General features: G+C 54.3%; 21 protein-coding genes. 9 read left to right on the top strand and 12 right to left on the bottom strand.

Annotation, left to right across the window (positions count from 1 at the left end; translation table 11 throughout):
* The first annotated feature begins 18 nt into the window (after positions 1–18).
* Positions 19–1,392, top strand: coding sequence for an oxygen-independent coproporphyrinogen III oxidase (gene hemN, locus RT644_RS20670; RefSeq protein WP_313627902.1), 1,374 nt, complete (start codon positions 19–21; stop codon positions 1,390–1,392).
* Positions 1,393–1,458: 66 nt separating this feature from the next.
* Here hemN and RT644_RS20665 read toward each other — a convergent pair whose 3' ends face one another.
* From RT644_RS20665 to glnA, 4 genes are all read right to left on the bottom strand, one after another.
* Positions 1,459–1,581 carry a YshB family small membrane protein gene (locus RT644_RS20665; protein ID WP_141399381.1) on the bottom strand — a complete coding sequence of 41 codons (123 nt, stop codon included), beginning with the start codon at positions 1,579–1,581 and terminating at the stop codon, positions 1,459–1,461.
* Between the two features lie 110 nt (positions 1,582–1,691).
* Positions 1,692–3,101, bottom strand: a complete 1,410-nt coding sequence (gene glnG / locus RT644_RS20660; RefSeq protein ID WP_020455888.1) for a nitrogen regulation protein NR(I) — start codon at positions 3,099–3,101, stop codon at positions 1,692–1,694.
* Positions 3,102–3,109: 8 nt separating this feature from the next.
* A complete protein-coding gene (gene glnL, locus RT644_RS20655; protein ID WP_017460101.1) occupies positions 3,110–4,159 on the bottom strand; it encodes a nitrogen regulation protein NR(II) in 1,050 nt (349 codons plus the stop codon).
* 265 nt (positions 4,160–4,424) lie between these two features.
* The gene (glnA, locus tag RT644_RS20650) at positions 4,425–5,834 is read right to left on the bottom strand and encodes a glutamate--ammonia ligase (protein ID WP_017460102.1); all 1,410 of its coding nucleotides are present in this window, start codon (positions 5,832–5,834) and stop codon (positions 4,425–4,427) included.
* A 380-nt stretch (positions 5,835–6,214) separates the two neighbouring features.
* On the opposite strand from glnA, the gene typA reads away from it, so the two are divergent.
* The 5 genes from typA (at position 6,215) to fabY (ending at position 11,067) form a co-directional block, all read left to right on the top strand.
* A complete protein-coding gene (typA, locus tag RT644_RS20645; RefSeq protein WP_017460103.1) occupies positions 6,215–8,038 on the top strand; it encodes a ribosome-dependent GTPase TypA in 1,824 nt (607 codons plus the stop codon).
* A 143-nt stretch (positions 8,039–8,181) separates the two neighbouring features.
* Positions 8,182–8,781, top strand: coding sequence for a glucose-1-phosphatase (gene yihX / locus RT644_RS20640; protein WP_097407385.1), 600 nt, complete (start codon positions 8,182–8,184; stop codon positions 8,779–8,781).
* Entirely contained in the window at positions 8,775–9,647 is an 873-nt protein-coding gene (locus tag RT644_RS20635; protein ID WP_020455891.1) for a virulence factor BrkB family protein, read from the top strand. The genes yihX and RT644_RS20635 overlap by 7 nt, the downstream gene beginning before the upstream one ends.
* Positions 9,644–10,081 (top strand): D-aminoacyl-tRNA deacylase, encoded by a 438-nt coding sequence (gene dtd / locus RT644_RS20630; protein WP_017459695.1) that lies wholly within the window; start codon positions 9,644–9,646, stop codon positions 10,079–10,081. The genes RT644_RS20635 and dtd overlap by 4 nt, the downstream gene beginning before the upstream one ends.
* Before the next feature lie 44 nt (positions 10,082–10,125).
* Positions 10,126–11,067, top strand: coding sequence for a fatty acid biosynthesis protein FabY (fabY, locus tag RT644_RS20625; RefSeq protein WP_020455892.1), 942 nt, complete (start codon positions 10,126–10,128; stop codon positions 11,065–11,067).
* A 49-nt stretch (positions 11,068–11,116) separates the two neighbouring features.
* On the opposite strand, the gene RT644_RS20620 is transcribed toward fabY, so the two are convergent.
* From RT644_RS20620 to fdnG, 6 genes are all read right to left on the bottom strand, one after another.
* Positions 11,117–11,455, bottom strand: coding sequence for a nuclear transport factor 2 family protein (locus tag RT644_RS20620; protein ID WP_045512415.1), 339 nt, complete (start codon positions 11,453–11,455; stop codon positions 11,117–11,119).
* Positions 11,456–11,477: 22 nt separating this feature from the next.
* Positions 11,478–12,389: an alpha/beta hydrolase gene (locus RT644_RS20615; RefSeq protein WP_313627897.1), complete on the bottom strand. Its 912-nt coding sequence runs from the start codon at positions 12,387–12,389 to the stop codon at positions 11,478–11,480.
* Between the two features lie 155 nt (positions 12,390–12,544).
* Positions 12,545–13,474 carry a formate dehydrogenase accessory protein FdhE gene (gene fdhE, locus RT644_RS20610; protein WP_020455895.1) on the bottom strand — a complete coding sequence of 310 codons (930 nt, stop codon included), beginning with the start codon at positions 13,472–13,474 and terminating at the stop codon, positions 12,545–12,547.
* Positions 13,471–14,106, bottom strand: coding sequence for a formate dehydrogenase cytochrome b556 subunit (fdoI, locus tag RT644_RS20605; protein ID WP_017459690.1), 636 nt, complete (start codon positions 14,104–14,106; stop codon positions 13,471–13,473). Before fdoI ends, fdhE begins: the two co-directional genes overlap by 4 nt.
* The gene (fdxH, locus tag RT644_RS20600; RefSeq protein WP_017459689.1) at positions 14,103–15,005 is read right to left on the bottom strand and encodes a formate dehydrogenase subunit beta; all 903 of its coding nucleotides are present in this window, start codon (positions 15,003–15,005) and stop codon (positions 14,103–14,105) included. Before fdxH ends, fdoI begins: the two co-directional genes overlap by 4 nt.
* Positions 15,006–15,017: 12 nt before the next feature.
* Entirely contained in the window at positions 15,018–18,068 is a 3,051-nt protein-coding gene (gene fdnG / locus RT644_RS20595; protein WP_147271697.1) for a formate dehydrogenase-N subunit alpha, read from the bottom strand.
* Between the two features lie 242 nt (positions 18,069–18,310).
* Here fdnG and fdhD point away from each other — a divergent pair, with 242 nt between their 5' ends.
* Both fdhD and RT644_RS20585 read left to right on the top strand, forming a co-directional pair.
* Positions 18,311–19,147: a formate dehydrogenase accessory sulfurtransferase FdhD gene (gene fdhD / locus RT644_RS20590; protein WP_313627894.1), complete on the top strand. Its 837-nt coding sequence runs from the start codon at positions 18,311–18,313 to the stop codon at positions 19,145–19,147.
* Positions 19,148–19,273: 126 nt separating this feature from the next.
* On the top strand, positions 19,274–19,486 hold the full coding sequence (locus RT644_RS20585) for a YdgH/BhsA/McbA-like domain containing protein (RefSeq protein WP_017460122.1): 213 nt from the start codon (positions 19,274–19,276) through the stop codon (positions 19,484–19,486).
* 49 nt (positions 19,487–19,535) lie between these two features.
* Here the strand turns inward: RT644_RS20585 and RT644_RS20580 are convergent, their stop codons facing one another.
* Complete coding sequence (locus RT644_RS20580) at positions 19,536–20,033, bottom strand: YgjV family protein (protein WP_233500433.1); 498 nt, start codon at positions 20,031–20,033, stop codon at positions 19,536–19,538.
* A gap of 55 nt (positions 20,034–20,088) precedes the next feature.
* Complete coding sequence (locus RT644_RS20575; RefSeq protein ID WP_249880353.1) at positions 20,089–20,610, bottom strand: Crp/Fnr family transcriptional regulator; 522 nt, start codon at positions 20,608–20,610, stop codon at positions 20,089–20,091.
* 136 nt (positions 20,611–20,746) lie between these two features.
* On the opposite strand from RT644_RS20575, the gene RT644_RS20570 reads away from it, so the two are divergent.
* The gene (locus tag RT644_RS20570) at positions 20,747–20,959 is read left to right on the top strand and encodes a YdgH/BhsA/McbA-like domain containing protein (RefSeq protein WP_017460122.1); all 213 of its coding nucleotides are present in this window, start codon (positions 20,747–20,749) and stop codon (positions 20,957–20,959) included.
* Positions 20,960–21,098 lie beyond the last annotated feature (139 nt).

Raw genomic sequence — 21,098 nt, 5'->3', positions numbered from 1 at the left:
CATCGGAAGGAGTAAACAATGTCTGAGCAAGTCATCGACTGGGACCTGGCCCTGATCCAGAAATATAACTATTCCGGGCCGCGTTACACCTCATATCCTACCGCGCTGGAGTTTTCCGACGCTTACGGCGAAGACGATTTTCGCCAGGCTGTGGCGCGTTATCCTGAGCGACCGCTGTCGCTATATGTGCATATCCCGTTTTGTCACAAGCTGTGCTACTTCTGCGGTTGCAATAAGATTGTCACCCGCCAGCAGCATAAAGCCGATCAATATCTGGACGCGCTCGAGCAGGAAATTATTCACCGCGCGCCGCTATTTTCAGGTCGCCACGTCAGCCAGTTGCACTGGGGCGGGGGAACACCGACTTACCTGAACAAAGCGCAAATCAGCCGCCTGATGAGCCTGCTGCGCGGTCATTTTGCGTTTAATGCTGATGCGGAAATCTCGATCGAAGTTGATCCGCGCGAAATCGAACTGGATGTGCTCGATCATCTGCGCAGCGAGGGCTTTAATCGCCTGAGCATGGGCGTGCAGGATTTCAACAAAGAGGTTCAGCGTCTGGTTAACCGCGAGCAGGATGAAGCCTTTATCTTCGCGCTGCTCAATCATGCCCGCGATATTGGTTTTACCTCGACCAATATTGACCTGATTTATGGCCTGCCAAAACAGACGCCGGAAAGCTTCGCTTTTACGTTACAACGCGTGGCGGCGCTTAGTCCGGATCGCCTGAGCGTCTTTAACTACGCCCATTTGCCAACATTATTCGCCGCACAGCGCAAAATCAAAGACGCTGATTTGCCGACGGCGCAGCAGAAGCTCGATATTTTGCAGCAGACCATCGCTTCGCTGACCGGCTCCGGTTACCAGTTTATTGGCATGGATCACTTTGCCCGCCCGGACGACGAGCTGGCTATTGCTCAGCGAGAAGGTGTATTGCATCGTAATTTCCAGGGCTACACCACGCAGGGCGACAGCGATCTGCTGGGGTTGGGCGTTTCTGCTATTAGCATGATCGGCGATAGCTACGCGCAAAACCAAAAAGAGCTGAAACACTATTATCAGCAAGTGGACGAGCGCGGAAATGCGCTGTGGCGCGGTATCGCGTTAACCCGTGACGACTGTATTCGCCGTGATGTGATCAAAGGGTTGATTTGCAACTTCCGCCTTGAGTTCGATGCGGTGGAACGTGCCTGGGATCTCAACTTCCGTGACTATTTTGCCGAGGATTTGCGCCTGCTGGCGCCGCTGGTGGTGGACGGGTTGGTGGTAATGAACGAGCAGGGATTGCAAGTCACAGCGAAAGGGCGTTTGCTGATCCGCAATATCTGCATGTGTTTCGATGTTTATCTGCGGCGCAAGGCGCGTTTGCAGCAGTTTTCACGTGTGATTTAACGAGATGGCGCATCAAGCCTACAAAACACGTTCTGTAGGCCTGATAAGCGCAGCATAACGCGAAGATTAGCTAAACAGCCCAACCAGCGCGGCACACAGAACAGCCGCGATGGCTGTTTGCGGTGTGTGGCTTGCCGACGCGCCAGCTTCTACGCCTGCAGTGACCACATTGATTAATGATTCCAGCATGATGACCTCTCCCATGAACGGGCAAGATCATACGTCACTGCCGGTAACAGTAAAGCGCAAAATAACGGCAATTTGCGATCGCGGTTCATTCTTTACACTTCACCCGCACGCTACTCCATTCCCAGTTCTTTCAACTTACGCGTCAGGGTATTACGACCCCATCCGAGCAGCCGCGCCGCTTCCTGTTTGTGACCCTGCGTGTGACGTAGCGCCGTGGTCAGCAAGGTACGTTCCATTTCCGGTTGCGCTTCTGAAAGCAGGTTTTGATGACCGGAACGTAATGCGCGATCCGCCCATTGCGCCAGCAGCGTTGCCCAACTGTCCGGCAGGCTCTGCGAAGGGCTGTCCGGCACGCTGGTTTCGAACAACTCGCCTGGCAAATCCTGAATCAACACTTCCTGGCCTGCGGCCATAACCGTTAACCAGCGGCAGGTGTTTTCCAGCTGGCGGACGTTACCCGGCCATGCCAGACGCGTTAACGCGGTTTCGGTTTCCGGGTGCAGTTGTTTCGTTTCCACGCCCAGTTCACGGGCGGCGACTTGCAAAAAGTGGCGTGCTAAACGCGGAATATCTTCCCGGCGTTCACGCAGCGGCGGCAAATGAACGCGGATCACATTCAGGCGGTGAAACAGATCCTCACGGAATTTGCCCTCCTGAACGCGCTGTTCCAGGTTCTGGTGTGTGGCTGCGATAATACGGACATCGACCTTCACTGGCGCATAGCCGCCAACGCGATAAAACTGGCCATCGGCCAGCACGCGCAGCAACCGAGTCTGCACATCCAGCGGCATGTCGCCTATTTCGTCCAGAAACAGTGTCCCACCATCGGCTTGCTCAAAACGTCCCTGACGAATTGTATTCGCGCCGGTAAACGCCCCTTTTTCGTGACCAAACAGTTCCGATTCAATCAAATCCTTCGGAATGGCGGCCATATTGAGGGCGATAAACGGCGCTTTCACACGCGGACTGTGGCGATGCAGCGCATGAGCCACCAGTTCTTTACCGGTCCCCGATTCACCATTAATCAATACGCTGATCGACGAGCGCGACAGGCGACCGATAATGCGAAACACATCCTGCATCGCCGGTGCTTCACCGATGATGTCAGTTGTCGGGCCGCTGGCCTGCACATTGCGCGGCTGCTGCTGTTCCTGATAATGGCTGATAGCGCGCTCAACAAGCGCAACGGCTTCGTCGATATCAAACGGTTTAGGCAGATAATCGAATGCCCCTTGCTGATACGCGCTTACCGCCGCATCAAGATCGGAATGCGCGGTCATAATGATGACCGGGAGCATCGGATGGCGCTGTTTGATCTGTTTCAGTAACGCAAGACCATCCATCCCTGGCATACGAATATCCGAAAGCAGTACATCCGGGGTTTTGGTGGTGAGTGCGTCTAGCACTTCATTGGCACTTTCAAACGTTGTACAACTCAAGCCAGCTCCGGTGAGCGCGCGTTCCAGCACCCAACGGATGGAGCTATCGTCATCAACGATCCAGACTATCCCTCGTTGCATAAACACCTCTACTTCCGAATAGGCAGAAATACCGAGAATTCGGTATGGCCTGGCCAACTGGTAAATTCAATTTTGCCAGAATGTTGATCAATCAAACTGCGTGCGATAGATAACCCCAGCCCGGTACCGCCTTCGCGTCCGCTCACCATCGGATAGAACAACGTATCCTGCAGGTGCGACGGAATACCCGGGCCGTTATCTTCCACATCTATTCTCGCCGCGAGGCGATAACGCACACCGTGCAGCGTCAGCTGGAAGGCAGTACGGGTGCGCAGAATAATTTCGCCCCCTTCCGGCCCCAGCGCCTGCAAAGCGTTACGCACAATATTCAGTAAAACCTGCTCGATTTGGTCGGGATCGTGCGCGAGCTCCGGCAAACTTGGATCGTAATCACGGGTTAAGGTGACATTCTCCGGTAGCTCCATCGATACCAGTTTCACTACACGCTCAGCCACTTTGTGAATACTTTCGGTAACGTGCATCCCCGGTTGTTGCGGCCCTAACAGGCGATCAACCAGGTTACGCAAGCGGTCAGCCTGCTCGATGATCACTTTGGTGTATTCCAGTAACGCTGGATCGGGTAGGGCTTTGCTCAGCAACTGCGCCGCGCCGCGTAAACCGCCAAGCGGGTTTTTAATTTCATGCGCCAGACCGCGTACCAGATCGCGTGCCGCAACTTGTTGCGCATGCTGGAGCTGCTCCTGGCTGAGACGGCGCTGGTTATCCATCGGCGCCATTTCAAGCAGAATCAAACCATCCGGCAGACGCTGCGCCGTCAGCGAAAGAATGTGCGAGCGCCCGTCAATAACGAGGGTCACTTCGTTATCGGTAAACCCCTGCCCGGCATGCAAACTTTCCCGCATCAAATCGATGTTCAGTGAAAAGTAACTCAGCAGTTCGGGGAGCGGTGTGCCGAATAACTTACGAGAGCTTTGCGCCAGCAGTTGCTGTGCCGCAGGGTTGGCATAATGTACCGCCAGGTCGTCATCAACCAGCAAGATGCTGTTGATCAAAGAATTGAGGATCTGCCCAGCATCGGGCAGCACGCCGCTTGCCATTTAGCAGTCTCCCGGAGGTGTGCACCAATTTAGTGCAGTATAGCGTTTTATTGATAAAAAGCGCGTTAGATCAGGTTGTTGGTGGAGAAAAAAGCCCATCCAGGGATGGGCTAAAAGTTCCACGGCAACTAAAAATCCTCTGGCATCTTTCTCACCGTAGCGGCGTTGGCTGCCCTCATTAGCCCGAATCACTTATAGACTAAGCTCATCGGGACTCATTCGGTTGCCACCTTGCTGCGACAAGACTTCTACCGAGTCTTAATTATTAAACGCTGTAGTACAGTTCGAACTCTACCGGGTGCGGCGTCATGCGAACGCGGTCGTTCTCTTCAATACGCAGCGCGATGTAAGCATCGATAGCGTCGTCGGTGAACACGCCACCAGCAGTCAGGAACTCGCGGTCAGCATCCAGCGCGTTGAGCGCTTCTTCCAGAGAGCCTGCAACCTGCGGGATCTCTTTCGCTTCTTCAGCCGGCAGGTCATACAGGTTTTTGTCCATCGCTTCGCCCGGATGGATTTTGTTTTTAATGCCATCCAGACCGGCCATCAGCAGCGCTGCGAAGCACAGGTACGGGTTAGCAGCCGGATCCGGGAAGCGAACTTCGATACGGCGCGCTTTCGGAGAAGCCACCACCGGAATACGGATAGAAGCAGAACGGTTACGTGCAGAGTAAGCCAGCATTACCGGCGCTTCATAACCCGGGACCAGACGCTTGTAAGAGTTGGTGGTCGGGTTAGACAGGGCGTTGATCGCTTTTGCGTGTTTGATTACGCCGCCAATGTAGTACAGCGCCATTTCAGACAGGCCAGCGTATTTGTCGCCAGAGAACAGGTTCGTGCCGTTCTTGGACAGAGACATGTGGCAGTGCATACCGGAACCGTTATCACCGAACATCGGTTTCGGCATAAAGGTCGCGGTTTTGCCGAAGCGGTGGGCAACGTTGTGCACCACATATTTGTAAATCTGAATTTCGTCCGCTTTTTTGGTCATGGTGTTGAAGCGGGTAGCCACTTCGTTCTGACCAGCCGTTGCCACTTCGTGGTGGTGAGCTTCAACAACCAGGCCCATCTCTTCCATCACCAGACACATGGTGGAACGCAGATCCTGTGATGAATCAACCGGCGGAACCGGGAAGTAACCGCCTTTCACTGCCGGACGGTGACCTTTGTTACCACCCTCGTATTTGGTGGAGGTGTTCCATGCGCCTTCGATATCGTCGATAGCGACGCTGGAACCGGAGATGGAGCTGCCGAAACGTACGTCGTCGAACAGGAAGAATTCCGGCTCTGGCCCAAACAGAACGGTGTCTGCCAGACCGGTGGAGCGCAGGTACTCTTCAGCGCGTTTAGCGATGGAGCGCGGGTCACGATCGTAGCCCTGCATGGTGCCTGGTTCGAGGATATCGCAACGAATGATCAGCGTAGACTCTTCGTAGAACGGGTCAATGACAGCGGTAGTCGCGTCCGGCATCAGCACCATGTCTGATTCGTTGATGCCTTTCCAGCCACCAATCGAAGAACCATCAAACATTTTACCTTCTTCAAAGAAGTCGGCGTTTACCTGATGGGCTGGGATAGTGACGTGCTGTTCTTTACCTTTGGTATCGGTGAAGCGCAGATCGACAAACTTCACTTCGTGCTCATTCAGCATCGTCAAAACGTGTTCAGCGGACATACTTAAACTCTCCCGGATTTGTCATTGTCGTCGTGGTAACGAGGTCTTCTAATTACTACGTAAGCTGGCGTAGTTATCGTACAATCGTTAAAGCGAAATCTATGCCAACTTTTAAATGCCCCTAAAAAGGCGTTATCATGCACGGTATAGTGCAAAAGGGCTGCACCATGATGGTTATGTTGCACCAATATAGTGCCTTTATGTGAACATTGGGCACTATATTGGTGCAATTTTCGTTAAATGCCCCTTTTAACGCTCCGTGAAAGCGATCACAAAGCAACTCTGCAATACTTGTTTGCGGAGGATGTTTGTGATCCTGTTTAGTCCTTCGATTAATACGTGTACAATAACGCGCTATTTCTAATGCCTGAGGCAAAGTTGTGATCGAAAATCTGCGTAACATCGCCATCATTGCTCACGTTGACCATGGTAAAACGACCCTGGTTGACAAGCTGCTGCAGCAATCCGGTACGTTCGACGAACGTGCTGAAACTCAAGAGCGTGTGATGGACTCCAACGATTTGGAGAAAGAGCGTGGGATTACCATCCTCGCTAAAAACACCGCTATCAAATGGAATGATTACCGTATCAACATCGTTGATACCCCAGGGCACGCCGACTTCGGTGGTGAAGTTGAGCGTGTGATGTCCATGGTCGATTCCGTGCTGCTGGTGGTTGACGCATTTGACGGCCCTATGCCGCAAACGCGTTTCGTGACCAAAAAAGCATTTGCCCATGGCCTGAAACCGATTGTGGTAATCAACAAAGTTGACCGTCCTGGTGCGCGTCCGGACTGGGTTGTCGATCAGGTATTCGACCTGTTCGTTAACCTGGACGCGACCGACGAGCAGCTGGACTTCCCGATCGTTTACGCTTCTGCGCTGAACGGTATCGCGGGTATGGACCACGAAGACATGGCTGAAGACATGACCCCGCTGTACCAGGCGATTGTTGACCATGTACCTGCTCCGAACGTCGATCTCGACGGCACTTTCCAGATGCAGATTTCCCAGCTCGACTACAACAACTATGTTGGTGTAATCGGCATCGGTCGTATCAAGCGCGGTAAAGTAAAACCGAACCAGCAAGTCACTATCATTGATAGCGAAGGCAAAACCCGCAACGGTAAAGTCGGCAAAGTGCTGACCCACCTGGGGCTGGAGCGTATCGATAGTGAGATCGCAGAAGCCGGCGACATCATCGCGATCACCGGTCTGGGCGAGCTGAACATCTCCGACACCATCTGCGATCCGCAGAACGTCGAAGCGCTGCCGGCACTGTCTGTTGATGAACCGACCGTAACTATGTTCTTCAACGTCAACACCTCTCCGTTCTGTGGTAAAGAAGGTAAGTACGTGACTTCACGTCAGATCCTCGACCGCCTGAACAAAGAGTTGGTGCACAACGTTGCGCTGCGCGTTGAAGAGACCGAAGACGCTGACGCATTCCGCGTTTCCGGCCGTGGTGAGCTGCACTTGTCCGTGCTTATCGAGAACATGCGTCGTGAAGGTTTCGAAATGGCGGTTTCCCGTCCGAAAGTTATCTTCCGCGAAATCGATGGCCGCAAACAAGAGCCGTTCGAAAACGTCACGCTGGACGTTGAAGAGCAGCACCAGGGTTCTGTGATGCAGGCGCTGGGCGAGCGTAAAGGCGATCTGAAAAACATGAATCCGGACGGCAAAGGCCGCGTACGTCTCGACTACGTGATCCCAAGCCGTGGTCTGATCGGCTTCCGTTCAGAGTTCATGACCATGACTTCCGGTACCGGTCTGCTGTACTCCACCTTCAGCCACTACGACGATGTTCGTCCGGGTGAAGTGGGCCAGCGTAACAACGGTGTGCTGATCTCCAACGGTCAGGGTAAAGCGGTTGCGTTCGCACTGTTCGGCCTGCAGGATCGCGGTAAGTTGTTCCTCGGTCACGGCGCGGAAGTTTACGAAGGCCAGATCATCGGTATTCACAGCCGTTCTAACGACCTGACGGTAAACTGCCTGACCGGTAAGAAACTGACCAACATGCGTGCGTCTGGTACAGACGAAGCTACGGTTCTGGTTCCGCCGATCAAGATGACCCTGGAGCAAGCTCTGGAATTCATCGATGACGACGAACTGGTAGAAGTGACCCCGCTCTCTATCCGTATTCGTAAACGTCACCTGACGGAAAACGACCGTAAACGCGCAATGCGCGGAGCGAAAGAAGAGTAATCGCTCTTTATTTACTTGTGAAAAAGCCGCTGATTTTCAGCGGCTTTTTTTATGTCTGTATCTTCTTCGCGTGAAGCCGCGAACTATTCAAGTCAGAACTTTCCCGCTACAGTTAACTCTCCACGGCTGGCAAGGAGAGAGAAATGCTCTATATCTTTGATTTAGGTAACGTGATTGTCGACATCGACTTCAATCGGGTGCTGGGTGTCTGGAGCGATTTTAGCCGTGTGCCGCTGGCGACCTTAAAGCAGAATTTCACCATGGGCGAGCCGTTTCATCAGCACGAACGAGGGGAAATCAGCGACGAAGATTTCGCGAAAGCGCTGTGTCATGAAATGGAACTACCGCTCAGCTACGAGCAGTTTTCTACCGGCTGGCAGGCCGTGTTTGTCGCGCTGCGCAAAGAGGTCGTCGACATCATGCACAAACTGCGTGAGCAGGGGCATCGGGTCGTCGTGTTATCGAATACTAACCGTCTGCACACCACGTACTGGCCGGAGCAATATCCGGAAATTCAGGCGGCGGCTGACCATATTTATCTTTCCCAGGAGATGGGGATGCGTAAGCCCGAAGCGCGAATTTATCAGCAAGTGCTGGCGCTCGAAGGTTTCTCTGCCGAAGATAGCGTCTTTTTCGACGACAATGCGGATAACATCGCCGGTGCGGAACAACTGGGCATAACCAGTATTCTGGTGACGGATAAAACGACCATCCCGGACTATTTCGCGAAACAGCTATGCTAAAAAATCTGCGGCATCATGCAAAACATCGCACGCGCCCGCTTGTTGCCTGGTTGCGGTTGCTATGGCGGCGCATTGATGAAGACCATATGACGACGCTGGCGGGGAATCTCGCCTACGTCTCTTTGCTTTCGCTGGTGCCGCTGATCGCCGTGGTGTTTGCATTATTCGCTGTTTTTCCTATGTTTTCTGAAATTAGCGTCCAGTTGCGCCACTTTGTGTTTGCCAATTTCATTCCCACCACCGGCGATGTGATTCAGAACTACATTGAGCAGTTTGTGGCGAACTCCACCAAAATGACGGCGGTTGGCGCATGCGGGCTGGTGGTGACATCGCTGCTGCTGATGTACTCCATCGATTCGGCGCTAAACACCATCTGGCGCAGTACGCGTGTACGCCCGCATGTTTATTCATTTGCCGTCTACTGGATGATCCTGACGCTCGGCCCGCTGCTGGCGGGTGCCAGCCTGGCGATAAGCTCCTACTTGCTGTCGCTGCGCTGGGCCAGCGAGCTTGATAGCGTGATTGATGATGTGCTGCGCATATTTCCGCTGATCCTGTCGTGGCTCTCTTTTTGGTTGCTGTACAGCATTGTGCCGACAACCCGCGTGCCGAACCGCGATGCGATTGTCGGCGCGTTTGTCGCCGCACTGCTGTTTGAGTTCGGTAAAAAGATTTTTGGTCTCTACATCACCATGTTTCCGTCTTACCAGCTCATTTATGGCGTGCTGGCTGTCATCCCCATTTTGTTCCTCTGGGTCTACTGGACCTGGTGTATCGTCTTGCTTGGCGCAGAAATAACTGTCACTCTCGGTGAATACCGAAAACTCAAAATAGCCGCACAGCAAGAAGAAGCAGACCAACCATGATTGCATTAATTCAACGTGTTTCCCGCGCGAGCGTTAGCGTGGCGGGTGAGGTGACGGGCGAAATCGGCCCTGGACTTTTGGTGTTGTTGGGCGTCGAAAGAGAAGACGATGAACAAAAAGCGAACCGCCTGTGCGAGCGCGTGCTGGGGTATCGTATTTTTGGCGACGCGGAAGGGAAGATGAATCTTAACGTCCAGCAGGCTGGTGGGAGTGTGCTGGTGGTGTCGCAATTTACGCTGGCGGCGGATACAGAACGTGGCATGCGTCCGGGGTTTTCCCGTGGCGCTGCGCCGGAAAAAGCCGAGGCGCTGTACCACTATTTTGTTGAACGTTGCCGCAGCCAGCAAATGGAAACGCAAACCGGGCGATTCGCTGCCGATATGCAGGTTTCGCTGGTCAACGACGGCCCCGTCACGTTCTGGTTGCAAGTATGAGCCAGCTTGCGGCGTGGCCCCTGGTTACAAGAGAGAGTGCTGCTATGTACCACCTTCGCGTACCGCAAACGGAAGAAGAGTTAGAGCTCTATTACCAGTTCCGCTGGGAAATGCTGCGTAAACCGCTGCATCAACCGAAAGGTTCCGAGCGTGATGGCTGGGATGCGATGGCACATCATCAGATGGTTGTCGACGAAGAGGGCAACATTGTCGCTATCGGTCGGTTGTATATCAACGCGGATAACGAAGGGTCGATTCGCTTTATGGCGGTCCATCCGGACGTGCAGGAAAAAGGCCTTGGCACATTGATGGCGATGACGCTGGAGTCCGTGGCCCGCCAGGAAGGGGTGAAGCGCGTGACCTGTAGCGCCCGTGAGGATGCGGTGGCGTTCTTCGCGAAACTCGGGTTCGTCAATGAAGGGGAAATCACCGCGCCGCAAACCACGCCGGTACGCCACTTTTTGATGATCAAACCGATCGCCACGCTCGATGATATTCTGCATCGCGGCGACTGGTGCGGGCAGTTGCAGCAGGCCTGGTATCAGCATATCCCGCTGAGTGAAAAGATGGGTGTGCGTATTCAGCAGTACACCGGGCAGAAATTTATCACCACCATGCCGGAAACCGGCAACCAGAATCCGCACCACACGCTGTTCGCCGGTAGCCTGTTTTCCCTGGCGACGCTCACCGGTTGGGGGCTGATCTGGCTGATGCTGCGTGAGCGTCATCTCGGCGGCACCATCATCCTTGCCGATGCGCATATTCGCTATAGCACGCCGATCACCGGTAAACCAAGCGCGATTGCCGATCTTGGCTCGCTAAGCGGTGATTTGGACCGTCTGGCGCGCGGGCGCAAAGCGCGCGTTCAGCTACAGGTTGAGCTGTTTGGTGAAGATAAGCAGGGTGCGATCTTCGAAGGCATTTATATCGTCTTGCCCGCCAAACCCTTCGGCTCGTTCGAAGAGGGCGGTAACGAGGAAGAGTAAGCCGCTGCGCGCCTGACGATACAGGCGCGCAACGTCCTGCGAACCACCCCTACTGCGCGAAGAAAAACCACGCGATTTTGATCAACCCATCCTGCACTTCATAGACGGCCATATTTTCAATGACCGACTCGCCGATGCCGTAGATTTTTTCGTGATCGAACACCTTATTGCCCATCACCGTGCGCGAGAGCAACTCGGCGCGTAATGCCGGGTTGTTAAAGCGATGCGCAGCATAAAAGGCACGTAATGCTTCGAGCCCTTGCAGCGACGGCTCAGTGGATGGCAAGCGATACGCGATAAAATCGTCGCTAAAACAGGCGGTAAACGCCTCAATATCATGGGCATTGTAAGCAGCAAACTGCTTTTCCACAGGACTTACGACAGACATCGGCTCTCCTTTTTTCACGCGGTTATATCCTGGCCACCCGTGCGGCCACGTCTCGTATCGCATCTTTTGCGCTTTGGCTGATCCCGGCGAGCTGGAAGAAGCCATGGATCACGCCCTGATATTGTGAACAAGTGCAGGTAACGCCCTGCTCGGTCATGTGCTTAAACAGTGCTTCGCCCTCATCACATAACGGGTCGAACTCTGCGGTAATGATGTGTACCGGCGGCAGACCGGAAAAATCATCGCGCCACAGCGGGCTGACATCCGGCAACAGGCGATCGGTATCGCCAAGATACATTTCATAGCCTGAAAGCAGCGCCTCGCGGGTAATCACATAATCGGAACCGTTAAAGGTATAGCTATCAAAATAGGCGGTGGCATCGAGCATCGGGTAAATCAACACCAGTTGCGCCGGTTGCCATGTCGCCGCAGCTTTCAGCCGTAGCGCCGTCACCAGCGCCAGGTGACCGCCTGCGCTATCCCCCGCAAGCGTGATACGTTTTCTGTCGACACCGAGTTTTTCGGCGTTTTTCCACACGATATCGGCACCAGATTGCGCATCATCATGTGCGGCAGGCCAGCGATGTTCTGGCGCTAACCGATATTGCACAGCAACAACCCGGCAGCCACTATAAAAGGCCAACTGACGCAATTGCTTATCGTGCGTGTCGAAGCCGCCGCTAATAAAACAGCCGCCGTGGTAGTAAATCAACGCGGGAAGATCACCGCTGGCGTTCTGCGGCGAAAACAGACGAAACGTCATGCCTTCAAGCGTTATATCTTCAACCTGAACGCGCGTTTCCGTTTCCCCTGCCAGCACGGTGCTGGCGACATATCCACTGCGCCGGTCATCAATACTCTTCGCCCGAGCTGACGGGCGACCGGCGGCAATAAAGTCGCTCACCAGACCGGCAATACCTTTTTCCAGTGCCATTCCGCTAACCTTTATCTGTATAAATATCCAGCCTTTATAGCCTGGTTTAACCTGAATGGGAACGGTGATTTTTAACGCCAGCAGGCGTGAGAAGAGGGCAGGGGAAAGTGAAAACGGCTGATAACCCTTGCCTGGAAGGCAAGGGCTGGAGGCGATTATTCCCCTTCGCCGGGGAATAAAAACGGGTTGATGGAGCTGCGGGCGAAGCCTTCCTGCTCCATGCGGGCATCTAACACCAGCGAGGCCAAATCGTCCGCGACCGGCTCGACGTTCGGGTCTTTTTCCTGATACAGGATCTTCAGGTAAGTGCCGCAGTCGCCGCAGCTTTCCGCTTTGATTGCTGCCTGCTCGTTATCCAGCGACCAGTAGTGTAAATCGCGGGTCTGCTCGCAGTTGCTGCATTTGACGCGCACCACATGCCACTCGGTTTCACACAGGTTGCAGTGCAGATAGCGCAACCCTTGCGTCGTGCCAATATGCACCATGCTGGAGACCGGCATTGATCCGCACACCGGGCAGAACTGGCGCTGTTCACCATATTCCGCGCGTGCTTTGCCGGGGATCAGGCTGGCCATTTGCGCCCAGTAGAGCGACAGCGCAGCCCAGATAAAAGGCGCTTTATCGCTGCTAACGGAGGCGAAATCAGCGGCAAACAGCGCGCTGGCCATCGCTTCCAGTTCCTGCGCAGAGGCCTTTTCCAGATTCTCAATGACCGCCAGCGCCGGGCCGCTCATCTCCGGCTTCAGCTCGGCGATCAGCGAATGCAGCAGTTTGTGCCAGTGCGCATCGCGCGGCAGCACATGAATGTCCAGCGGCGGTTTGCCCTGTTCAGCGGCCTCTTTAATGCGCGCAGTCAGGTCGATGTGCAGGGGGTGGTCGTAAAGCACCACTTCCTGGGCATGGGCGATAAGCGCAGCAAAACGCAGATAATCACCCAGCGGGTTACTCTCTGCCAGCTCACGCAAACGCTCTGCGCGGCGGTTATAGAGATTTTTCAGTCTGGGGAATAATAACGGCGGAATAACTTCCGCCGTGCGTTTATCGCTCTTCTCCAGCTCATCTTGCGGGATTATGCGAATACTCATTCAGTCGATTTTTCCGTTGTCTTGCGAACTTCCCGGTACCAGCGCGGGTGATGTTTCTTCGCCCACGAACTGGTAACCCAGCCTTCCACCATTGCGGTTATCGTGCCTTTTACCCACAGGGCGGCGTAAATGTGCACCATAATAACCACAATTAACGCGACCGCGGCAAATGAATGCACCATCAACGCTAATCGGATCACCGGAATGGGAAACGCTGGCGCGAAGTAAGGGCGCCAGATAACCACGCCGCTTACCAGTAGCAACACCAGGAAAATAATCGCCGCCCAGAAAACACATTTCTGACCGAAATTATAGCGCCCGGTGTCACCCACTTCCTCATTGACGACGATCTTACGAATATTCTTCGCCCAAAAGATATCATCCCTATTGATGAGGTTATGGTGCCAGTAGCGGAAAAACATGATTATAAACGACGCGAACATCACCACGCCGACAAACGGATGGAGAATGCGCGCCAGCTGCGGCGTACCCAGAATCCCCATCAACCAGTTGAAGGAGGGGAAGAAAAACCCCAGCCCGCTCACCGCCGCCAGCACGAAGCAGAAGGCGGTGACCCAGTGGTTGATGCGCTCTGGCGCCGTGTAGCGCACGATGGTGTCACGTTTTTTCATTTGCGCACCTCGTCTTTCTCTTCATGCAGGTTATCGTCTTCCTCTTCTGCGCGGTTCGGACCGACACCGACATAATGGAAGATGCTGGCAGCGAAGGTCGCGGCAAAGCCGACCGCCGCAAGAGGTTTCCAGATACCTTTCCAGAACTTCACGGTAGAGCTGATTTCCGGGTTCTCCGGCAGACCGTGATACAGATTCGGCTTGTCGGCATGATGCAGCACATACATCACGTGCGTACCGCCAACGCCTGCCGGATCGTACAGGCCCGCGTTGTCGTAACCACGGGTTTTCAGTTCCGCCACGCGCTCGCCGGCCAGCGTTTTCATATCCTCTTTAGAGCCAAAGTGGATAGCGCCGGTCGGGCAGGTTTTCACACACGCCGGTTCCTGGCCCACGGTCACGCGGTCAACACACAGCGTACATTTGTAGACGCGGTTGTCTTCCGGGTTCATGCGCGGCACGTCGAACGGACAGCCGGCGATGCAGTAACCGCAGCCGATGCACTGTTCGGACTGGAAGTCGACAATGCCGTTGGCATACTGAATGATAGCCCCTTCTGACGGGCATGCTTTCAGACAGCCTGGATCGGCGCAGTGCATGCAGCCATCTTTACGGATCAGCCACTCCAGTTTGTCGTTCTGTTCCACTTCCGAGAAGCGCATGACCGTCCACGATTTGGCGGTCAAATCCGCCGGGTTGTCGTACACCCCGACGTTATGCCCCACCTCATCACGAATGTCGTTCCACTCGGAACAGGCCACCTGACAGGCTTTACAGCCAATACAGGTGGTGACGTCGATAAGCTTCGCCACTTCCTGCTGGTGATCCCGCGCCTGCGGCGCGGGAGTGAAACCATTAGTCGCGGAACGACGGATGATGTCTTGCGATTGATAAGCCATAAGTCGTCTCCGTTACACCTTTTCCACATTCACCAGGAACGCCTTAAACTCCGGCGTTTGGGTGTTCGCATCGCCGACAAACGGCGTTAACGTGTTGGCGATAAAGCCTTTCTTCGCCACACCTTCATAACCCCAGTGGATAGGAATACCGATGGTATCGACTTCCTTACCGTGCACGTTGAGCGTGCGAATACGTTTGGTCACCACCGCCTTGGCTTTGATATAGCCACGGTTGGAGGAGACGCGTACCGTATCGCCTTGCGTGATGCCCAGCTTGTTCGCCAGTTTCTCGCCAATTTCCACAAACTGCTCCGGCTGCGCGATTGCGTTAAGCAGCGCGTGCTTGGTCCAGTAGTGGAAGTGCTCGGTTAAACGGTAAGTGGTACCGACATACGGGAACTTATCCGCTTTACCCATCGCTTCCAGATCGCCTTTAAACACGCGGGCGGCCGGGTTGGAAACCACTTTCGGGTGCAGCGGGTTGGTGCCCAGCGGCGTTTCAAACGGCTCGTAATGTTCCGGGAACGGCCCTTCTGCCATCTTATCGAGCGCGAACAAGCGGCCCATGCCTTCCTGCTGCATGATAAACGGCCCAACATTGCTGCCAGGTGCGGCAGCGCTGTAGTCCGGAATATCCACCCCGCCCCATTTCGCACCGTCCCATTTCAGCAACTGACGCTTCGGATCCCACGGGTTGCCCTGCGGATCAGCGGAGGCGCGGTTATAGAGAATGCGGCGGTTAAGCGGCCATGCCCATGCCCAGCCCAGCGTATTGCCGAGGCCCGATGGGTCGGCGTTATCGCGGTTCGCCATCTGGTTGCCTTTCGGCGTCCAGCTCCCGGCGAAAATCCAGCAACCGCTTGCGGTGGTGCCGTCATCGCGCAGGTGAGCGAAGGTGCTCAGTTGCTCGCCTTTCTTCGCCAGCACGGTGCCGGTTGCCGGATCGATAATATCCGCCAGCGCTTTACCGTTGCTTTCCATGGCCACTTCTTCCGGCGACGGGTTTTCCGGCGTCGAGTAGTTCCAGGTCATGTTCAGCACCTGTTCCGGGTTGGCGCCGCCTTCTGCCGCGTACATTTTACGCATGCGCAGGAAGATGCCCGCCAGGATCTCGCCGTCGTTCAGCGCATCGCCCGGGGCGTCCGCGCCTTTCCAGTGCCACTGCAACCAGCGACCCGAGTTAACGATAGAACCGTTCTCTTCCGCGAAGCAGGTCGATGGCAGACGGAACACCTCGGTCTGAATTTTCGACGGATCGACGTCGTTAAATTCGCCGTGGTTCTGCCAGAAATTCGAGGTTTCGGTATTGAGCGGGTCAATGGTCACCAGGAACTTCAGTTTCGACAGTGAGGCGACAACTTTATTTTTGTTCGGGAACGACGCTACCGGGTTAAAGCCCTGGCAGATATAGCCGTTGACCTTGCCCTGGTTCATCATGTCGAAGTACTGCAGGACGTCGTAACCCTTGTCCCACTTCGGCAGCCAGTCAAAGCCCCAGCTATTTTCCGCTGTCGCTTTGTCGCCAAAGAAGGATTTCATCATCGAAACGAAGAATTTCGGGTAGTTGCCCCAGTAGTTCACCTGGCCTTCCAGCAACGGTTTTGGCGTATTGGCGGTCAGATAGGTCTGGAGATCGGTCTGTTTTTCATTTGGCAGCGTCATATAGCCCGGCAGGCTTTGTGACAGCAGGCCAAGATCCGTCAGCCCCTGGATGTTGGAGTGACCGCGCAGGGCGTTCACGCCGCCGCCTGCCATCCCCATGTTGCCCAGCAGCAGCTGAATCATCGCCATGGTGCGGATGTTCTGCGCGCCAACGGAGTGCTGCGTCCAGCCAAGCGCATACAGGAAGGACGCGGTTTTATCACGGGCGCTGGTTTCGGCGATGTATTCACACACCTTCAGGAAATCCGCTTTTGGCGTCCCGCAGATGTCTTCCACCACGTCCGGCGTATAGCGGGAGACGTGCGCTTTCAGCAGGTTCCATACGCAACGCGGATGGGTGAGCGTGGTATCGCGTTTGGCGAAACCTTTCTCATCCAGTTCGTAGTTCCAGCTGGTTTTGTCGTATTTACGTTTTTCCGCGTCATAGCCGGTGAACAGGCCATCTTCGAAGCCAAAATCTTCACGCACGATAAGCGTGGCGTTGGTATAGGCCTCGGTGTATTCGCGCTGATATTTTTCGTTGGTCATCAGGTACAGCAACACGCCTGACAGGAAGGCGATGTCAGTACCGGAACGAATCGGCGCATAGAAATCCGCAACAGAGGCGGTACGCGTAAAGCGCGGATCGATAACAATCAGCTTCGCGCCATTGTGGATCTTGGCTTCCATCGCCCAGCGGAATCCCACCGGATGCGCTTCTGCCGCGTTCCCCCCCATCACAACGATAAGGTTGGCGTTTTTCATGTCGACCCAGTGGTTGGTCATCGCACCGCGACCAAAAGATGGAGCAAGACTTGCTACCGTTGGTCCGTGTCAGACACGCGCCTGGTTGTCGACGGCTAACATGCCGAGTGCGCGGGTGAATTTTTGCGTTAAATAGCCGGTTTCATTACTGGATGCGGATGCGCACAGCATCCCGGTGCTCAGCCAGCGGTTGACGGTCGTCCCTTCTGCGTTTTGCGCAATATAGTTGGCGTCACGATCCGCTTTCATTAATTTGGCGATGCGGGTAAAGGCTTCATCCCACGAAATTTGTTGCCACTTATCCGAGCCTGGTGCGCGGTATTCCGGGTATTTCAGGCGGCTTTCAGAGTGGATGAAATCCACCAGACCTGCGCCTTTCGGGCACAGCGCCCCACGGTTTACCGGATGATCGGGGTCACCCTCAATATGGAAGATTGACGCTTTGGCGTTTTTTGCTCCATCGCCGAGGCTGTACATCAACAGCCCACAGCCGACGGAACAATATGTGCAGGTATTCCGGGTTTCGCGGGTGCGCAGCAGCTTATACTGCCGTGTTTCCGCGAGCGCAACACTCGGGGCAAAGCCCAGCGCCGCTGCCGTGGTTCCTGCCATACCGCCAGCGCAGATCTTAAAGAACTGCCTTCTGCTGACCTGCATGGTTTGCTCCTGGTTCGACATTACTCTTATCGTTTTTTTCTTTGCGGTGCTTTTCGCAAAGGTTCAGAATTGCTGCTAATCCCTCATATCCAGGGGGATTAGCAACGAAGAATACCACAATGTAGGTATGCTTATTCTGACGTGAAGGATTCAGAACTGCTGCTATTCCCTCTTTTCCCCAAGGGATATGCGCGGAGAATACCATAATGTCGATACGCTTGTTCGATAACGGTTAAGACAAAGTGAACGATTTGCAGACAAAAAAGCACAAAAATGCAACATCAGTCACAGGAGCCCGCGAGGTTAGCCTGTGGAAACGCGTTGATTTGCAACATGCCGTGCCGGATATGCTGGCGGAAGAAGTGCCTGTCGCGCTGGTGTACAACGGCATTTCGCATGTGGTGATGATGGCATCACCCAAGGATCTTGAACTCTTCGCGATCGGCTTCTCCTTATCCGAAGGGATTATCGAAAACGCATCAGACATTTACGGGATGGATGTGGTCCCCTCCTGCAACGGCCTTGAAGTGCAAATTGAGCTCTCTAGCCGCCGTTTTATGGGCTTAAAAGAGCGGCGACGCGCGCTGGCCGGGCGCACCGGTTGCGGCGTATGTGGTGTCGAGCAGCTCAATGACATTGGCAAGCCCATCGCGCCGCTGCCTTTTACCCAAACCTTTGATTTACAGGCGCTGGATGCCGGTCTGGCGCACTTAACCGATTTTCAGCCTGTCGGGCAGCTCACCGGCTGCACGCACGCCGCCGCCTGGATGCTGCCATCCGGTGAGTTAGCGGGGGGGCATGAAGATGTCGGGCGTCATGTGGCGCTGGATAAGCTGCTTGGTCATCGCGCCCGTGAAGCGCAAGCCTGGGCGAGCGGTGCGGTGCTGGTTTCCAGTCGCGCCAGCTATGAGATGGTGCAAAAGTCGGCCATGTGCGGTGTCGAAATCCTGTTTGCCGTCTCCGCCGCCACAACGCTGGCGGTGGAAGTGGCGCAGCGCTGTAACCTGACGCTGGTGGGTTTTTGCAAGCCAGGCAGGGCAACAATCTATACCCATCCGCAGCGATTAATGGGTGTATAGATTAGTCAAAAAAATTGAATTTTGAGAACAAATCCTTCCGCTTTTTGTTGTGAGTAAACAGGACTACTCTTTATTTCATCGAGGCACGGTGCCTCACTCCAACAAATTAACGTAAGGGTTTATATCATGAAAAGCATCAAAACTTTTGTCGCAGTTATCGCCCTGGCTACTTCTTTTGGTTCTTTCGCTGCCCAGTCCGTGACCGCAACTGATTTAACGCTGAGCGGTGCTGAAGCAAAAATTGCGGCACAGGCTCAACAGGCTGGCGCATCTTCTTACCAGATCACTGAAGCGTATACCGGCAACCAGGTTCACATGACCGCCGAACTGAACAAATAAGTCACGTTTTCCTGTCGAAAGAGCGCCTGCGGGCGCTTTTTTTTGCTTTTTAGCCAGCCTGCCGGGTGAGCCGCCAGTACGACACCAGCGTACTGAGAATGAAGGCGCTCTCCATGGCAACCGCCACGGGCGATCCGATCACCATATTATTCACCAGCCAGCAGCCGCTACCGCAGAGGGTGAGCCGCCGCATACTTTTTGCCGCCGGGTGAAAAGCGGCGCTGGTCATCAGCAGGCTACCGAGCAGCGGTAAAACATCGGTGGGTTGCTGCCAGCTTAGCGCGCTGCACAGGCAGGTTGCGACAATAAACCCATTTTTCATTTTCCGCGCGGTCGTCATGATGGCGGTGAGATAACGGCATGCGGCCAGCGCCATCAAACTTGCGGCTACGGGCGCGTTCAGCAAGCAGAAATGTACCGCCAGCAGGCTGGTGGAGGCGGCAAGTATCGCCAGGGTTATCCGCCGGCGGGCAAACTGAAACGCCAGCAAATCAAAAATGAAAGAAAAGCCAGCCAGCATTTGCGACAGCCAAAAAGCGCTCATCATCGTTTCCTCTACGGCGTGATGGCGGCGATGGTAGCGGCCTGGCGGCGGGCTTTCGTTAACCTTTGTTAAGACGCGCGCGGATGCGCGACAGGCTCACCGGTGAGATGCCGATATAACTGGCGAGATCTTTTTGCGTTAATTGTGCTTCCCATGCGGGAAAATGGGTTTGCACATAGCGATAGCGTTGCTCCGGGTTATTGAGCAAAAACATCTGTTCCTTCTTCTCTTTAAAGATCAGTTGCTGGCGCAGGAGCGCTATTTTTGCCACCTGATGTTCTTCTTTTTCCAGTAAACGCAGCGGTACTTCGCTGAGCACGCCTGGCGTCAGCATTTGCAGGCTGTAATCCGCCACGCTACCGGTTAGCCAACTGAGATAGAGAAAACAGCACTCACCGGGAAAATAAAACTCCTTTACGCGCTCGCTCCCTTCCGGCGAATGCCAGACCGCACGCGCAATACCTTCGTGCAGCACAAACATTTTTTGCTGGAGATCACCCTGTCTGAGCAGGGTTGTCGTCGGGCGGATTTGCACTGTTTTCTGACCGACAAGGAGGGGGGCTAACCAATCAGCTATCATGCAGATCTCTATTGTTCATTAATTTTGACAAAGAATGGCAAATCATTCCGCTTTTTGTTGCGAGCAAACAGGACTACTCTTTAATTCATCGAGGCACGGTGCCTCACTACAACAAATTAACGTAAGGGTTTATATCATGAAAAGCATCAAAACTTTTGTCGCAGTTATCGCCCTGGCTACTTCTTTTGGTTCTTTCGCTGCCCAGTCCGTGACCGCAACTGATTTAACGCTGAGCGGTGCTGAAGCAAAAATTGCGGCACAGGCTCAACAGGCTGGCGCATCTTCTTACCAGATCACTGAAGCGTATACCGGCAACCAGGTTCACATGACCGCCGAACTGAACAAATAAGTCACGTTTTCCTGTCGAAAGAGCGCCTGCGGGCGCTTTTTTTATTTCTGCGATGGGATGATAGCGTATTATCGGGGATGTAATTGTGTTCAGTAATTACCCAAAGTGTTTTAAAAATATCCCTATCTTATTGAAATGC

Origin of the sequence: Kosakonia sp. (genome assembly GCF_032104925.1) — a bacterium.
Taxonomy (GTDB): Bacteria; Pseudomonadota; Gammaproteobacteria; order Enterobacterales; family Enterobacteriaceae; genus Kosakonia.
Note: the sequence above shows the minus strand (reverse complement) of the source record. Positions and strands in the feature narration are given on the sequence as shown.

What these genes read in the sequence shown, in the direction of transcription:
- hemN (WP_313627902.1), top strand. Translation starts at nt 19, where the DNA reads ATGTCTGAGCAAGTCATCGACTGGGACCTGGCCCTGATCCAGAAATAT.
- RT644_RS20665 (WP_141399381.1), bottom strand. Translation starts at nt 1,581, where the DNA reads ATGCTGGAATCATTAATCAATGTGGTCACTGCAGGCGTAGAAGCTGGC.
- glnG (WP_020455888.1), bottom strand. Translation starts at nt 3,101, where the DNA reads ATGCAACGAGGGATAGTCTGGATCGTTGATGACGATAGCTCCATCCGT.
- glnL (WP_017460101.1), bottom strand. Translation starts at nt 4,159, where the DNA reads ATGGCAAGCGGCGTGCTGCCCGATGCTGGGCAGATCCTCAATTCTTTG.
- glnA (WP_017460102.1), bottom strand. Translation starts at nt 5,834, where the DNA reads ATGTCCGCTGAACACGTTTTGACGATGCTGAATGAGCACGAAGTGAAG.
- yihX (WP_097407385.1), top strand. Translation starts at nt 8,182, where the DNA reads ATGCTCTATATCTTTGATTTAGGTAACGTGATTGTCGACATCGACTTC.
- RT644_RS20635 (WP_020455891.1), top strand. Translation starts at nt 8,775, where the DNA reads ATGCTAAAAAATCTGCGGCATCATGCAAAACATCGCACGCGCCCGCTT.
- dtd (WP_017459695.1), top strand. Translation starts at nt 9,644, where the DNA reads ATGATTGCATTAATTCAACGTGTTTCCCGCGCGAGCGTTAGCGTGGCG.
- fabY (WP_020455892.1), top strand. Translation starts at nt 10,126, where the DNA reads ATGTACCACCTTCGCGTACCGCAAACGGAAGAAGAGTTAGAGCTCTAT.
- RT644_RS20620 (WP_045512415.1), bottom strand. Translation starts at nt 11,455, where the DNA reads ATGTCTGTCGTAAGTCCTGTGGAAAAGCAGTTTGCTGCTTACAATGCC.
- RT644_RS20615 (WP_313627897.1), bottom strand. Translation starts at nt 12,389, where the DNA reads ATGGCACTGGAAAAAGGTATTGCCGGTCTGGTGAGCGACTTTATTGCC.
- fdhE (WP_020455895.1), bottom strand. Translation starts at nt 13,474, where the DNA reads ATGAGTATTCGCATAATCCCGCAAGATGAGCTGGAGAAGAGCGATAAA.
- fdoI (WP_017459690.1), bottom strand. Translation starts at nt 14,106, where the DNA reads ATGAAAAAACGTGACACCATCGTGCGCTACACGGCGCCAGAGCGCATC.
- fdxH (WP_017459689.1), bottom strand. Translation starts at nt 15,005, where the DNA reads ATGGCTTATCAATCGCAAGACATCATCCGTCGTTCCGCGACTAATGGT.
- RT644_RS20585 (WP_017460122.1), top strand. Translation starts at nt 19,274, where the DNA reads ATGAAAAGCATCAAAACTTTTGTCGCAGTTATCGCCCTGGCTACTTCT.
- RT644_RS20580 (WP_233500433.1), bottom strand. Translation starts at nt 20,033, where the DNA reads ATGATGAGCGCTTTTTGGCTGTCGCAAATGCTGGCTGGCTTTTCTTTC.
- RT644_RS20575 (WP_249880353.1), bottom strand. Translation starts at nt 20,610, where the DNA reads ATGATAGCTGATTGGTTAGCCCCCCTCCTTGTCGGTCAGAAAACAGTG.
- RT644_RS20570 (WP_017460122.1), top strand. Translation starts at nt 20,747, where the DNA reads ATGAAAAGCATCAAAACTTTTGTCGCAGTTATCGCCCTGGCTACTTCT.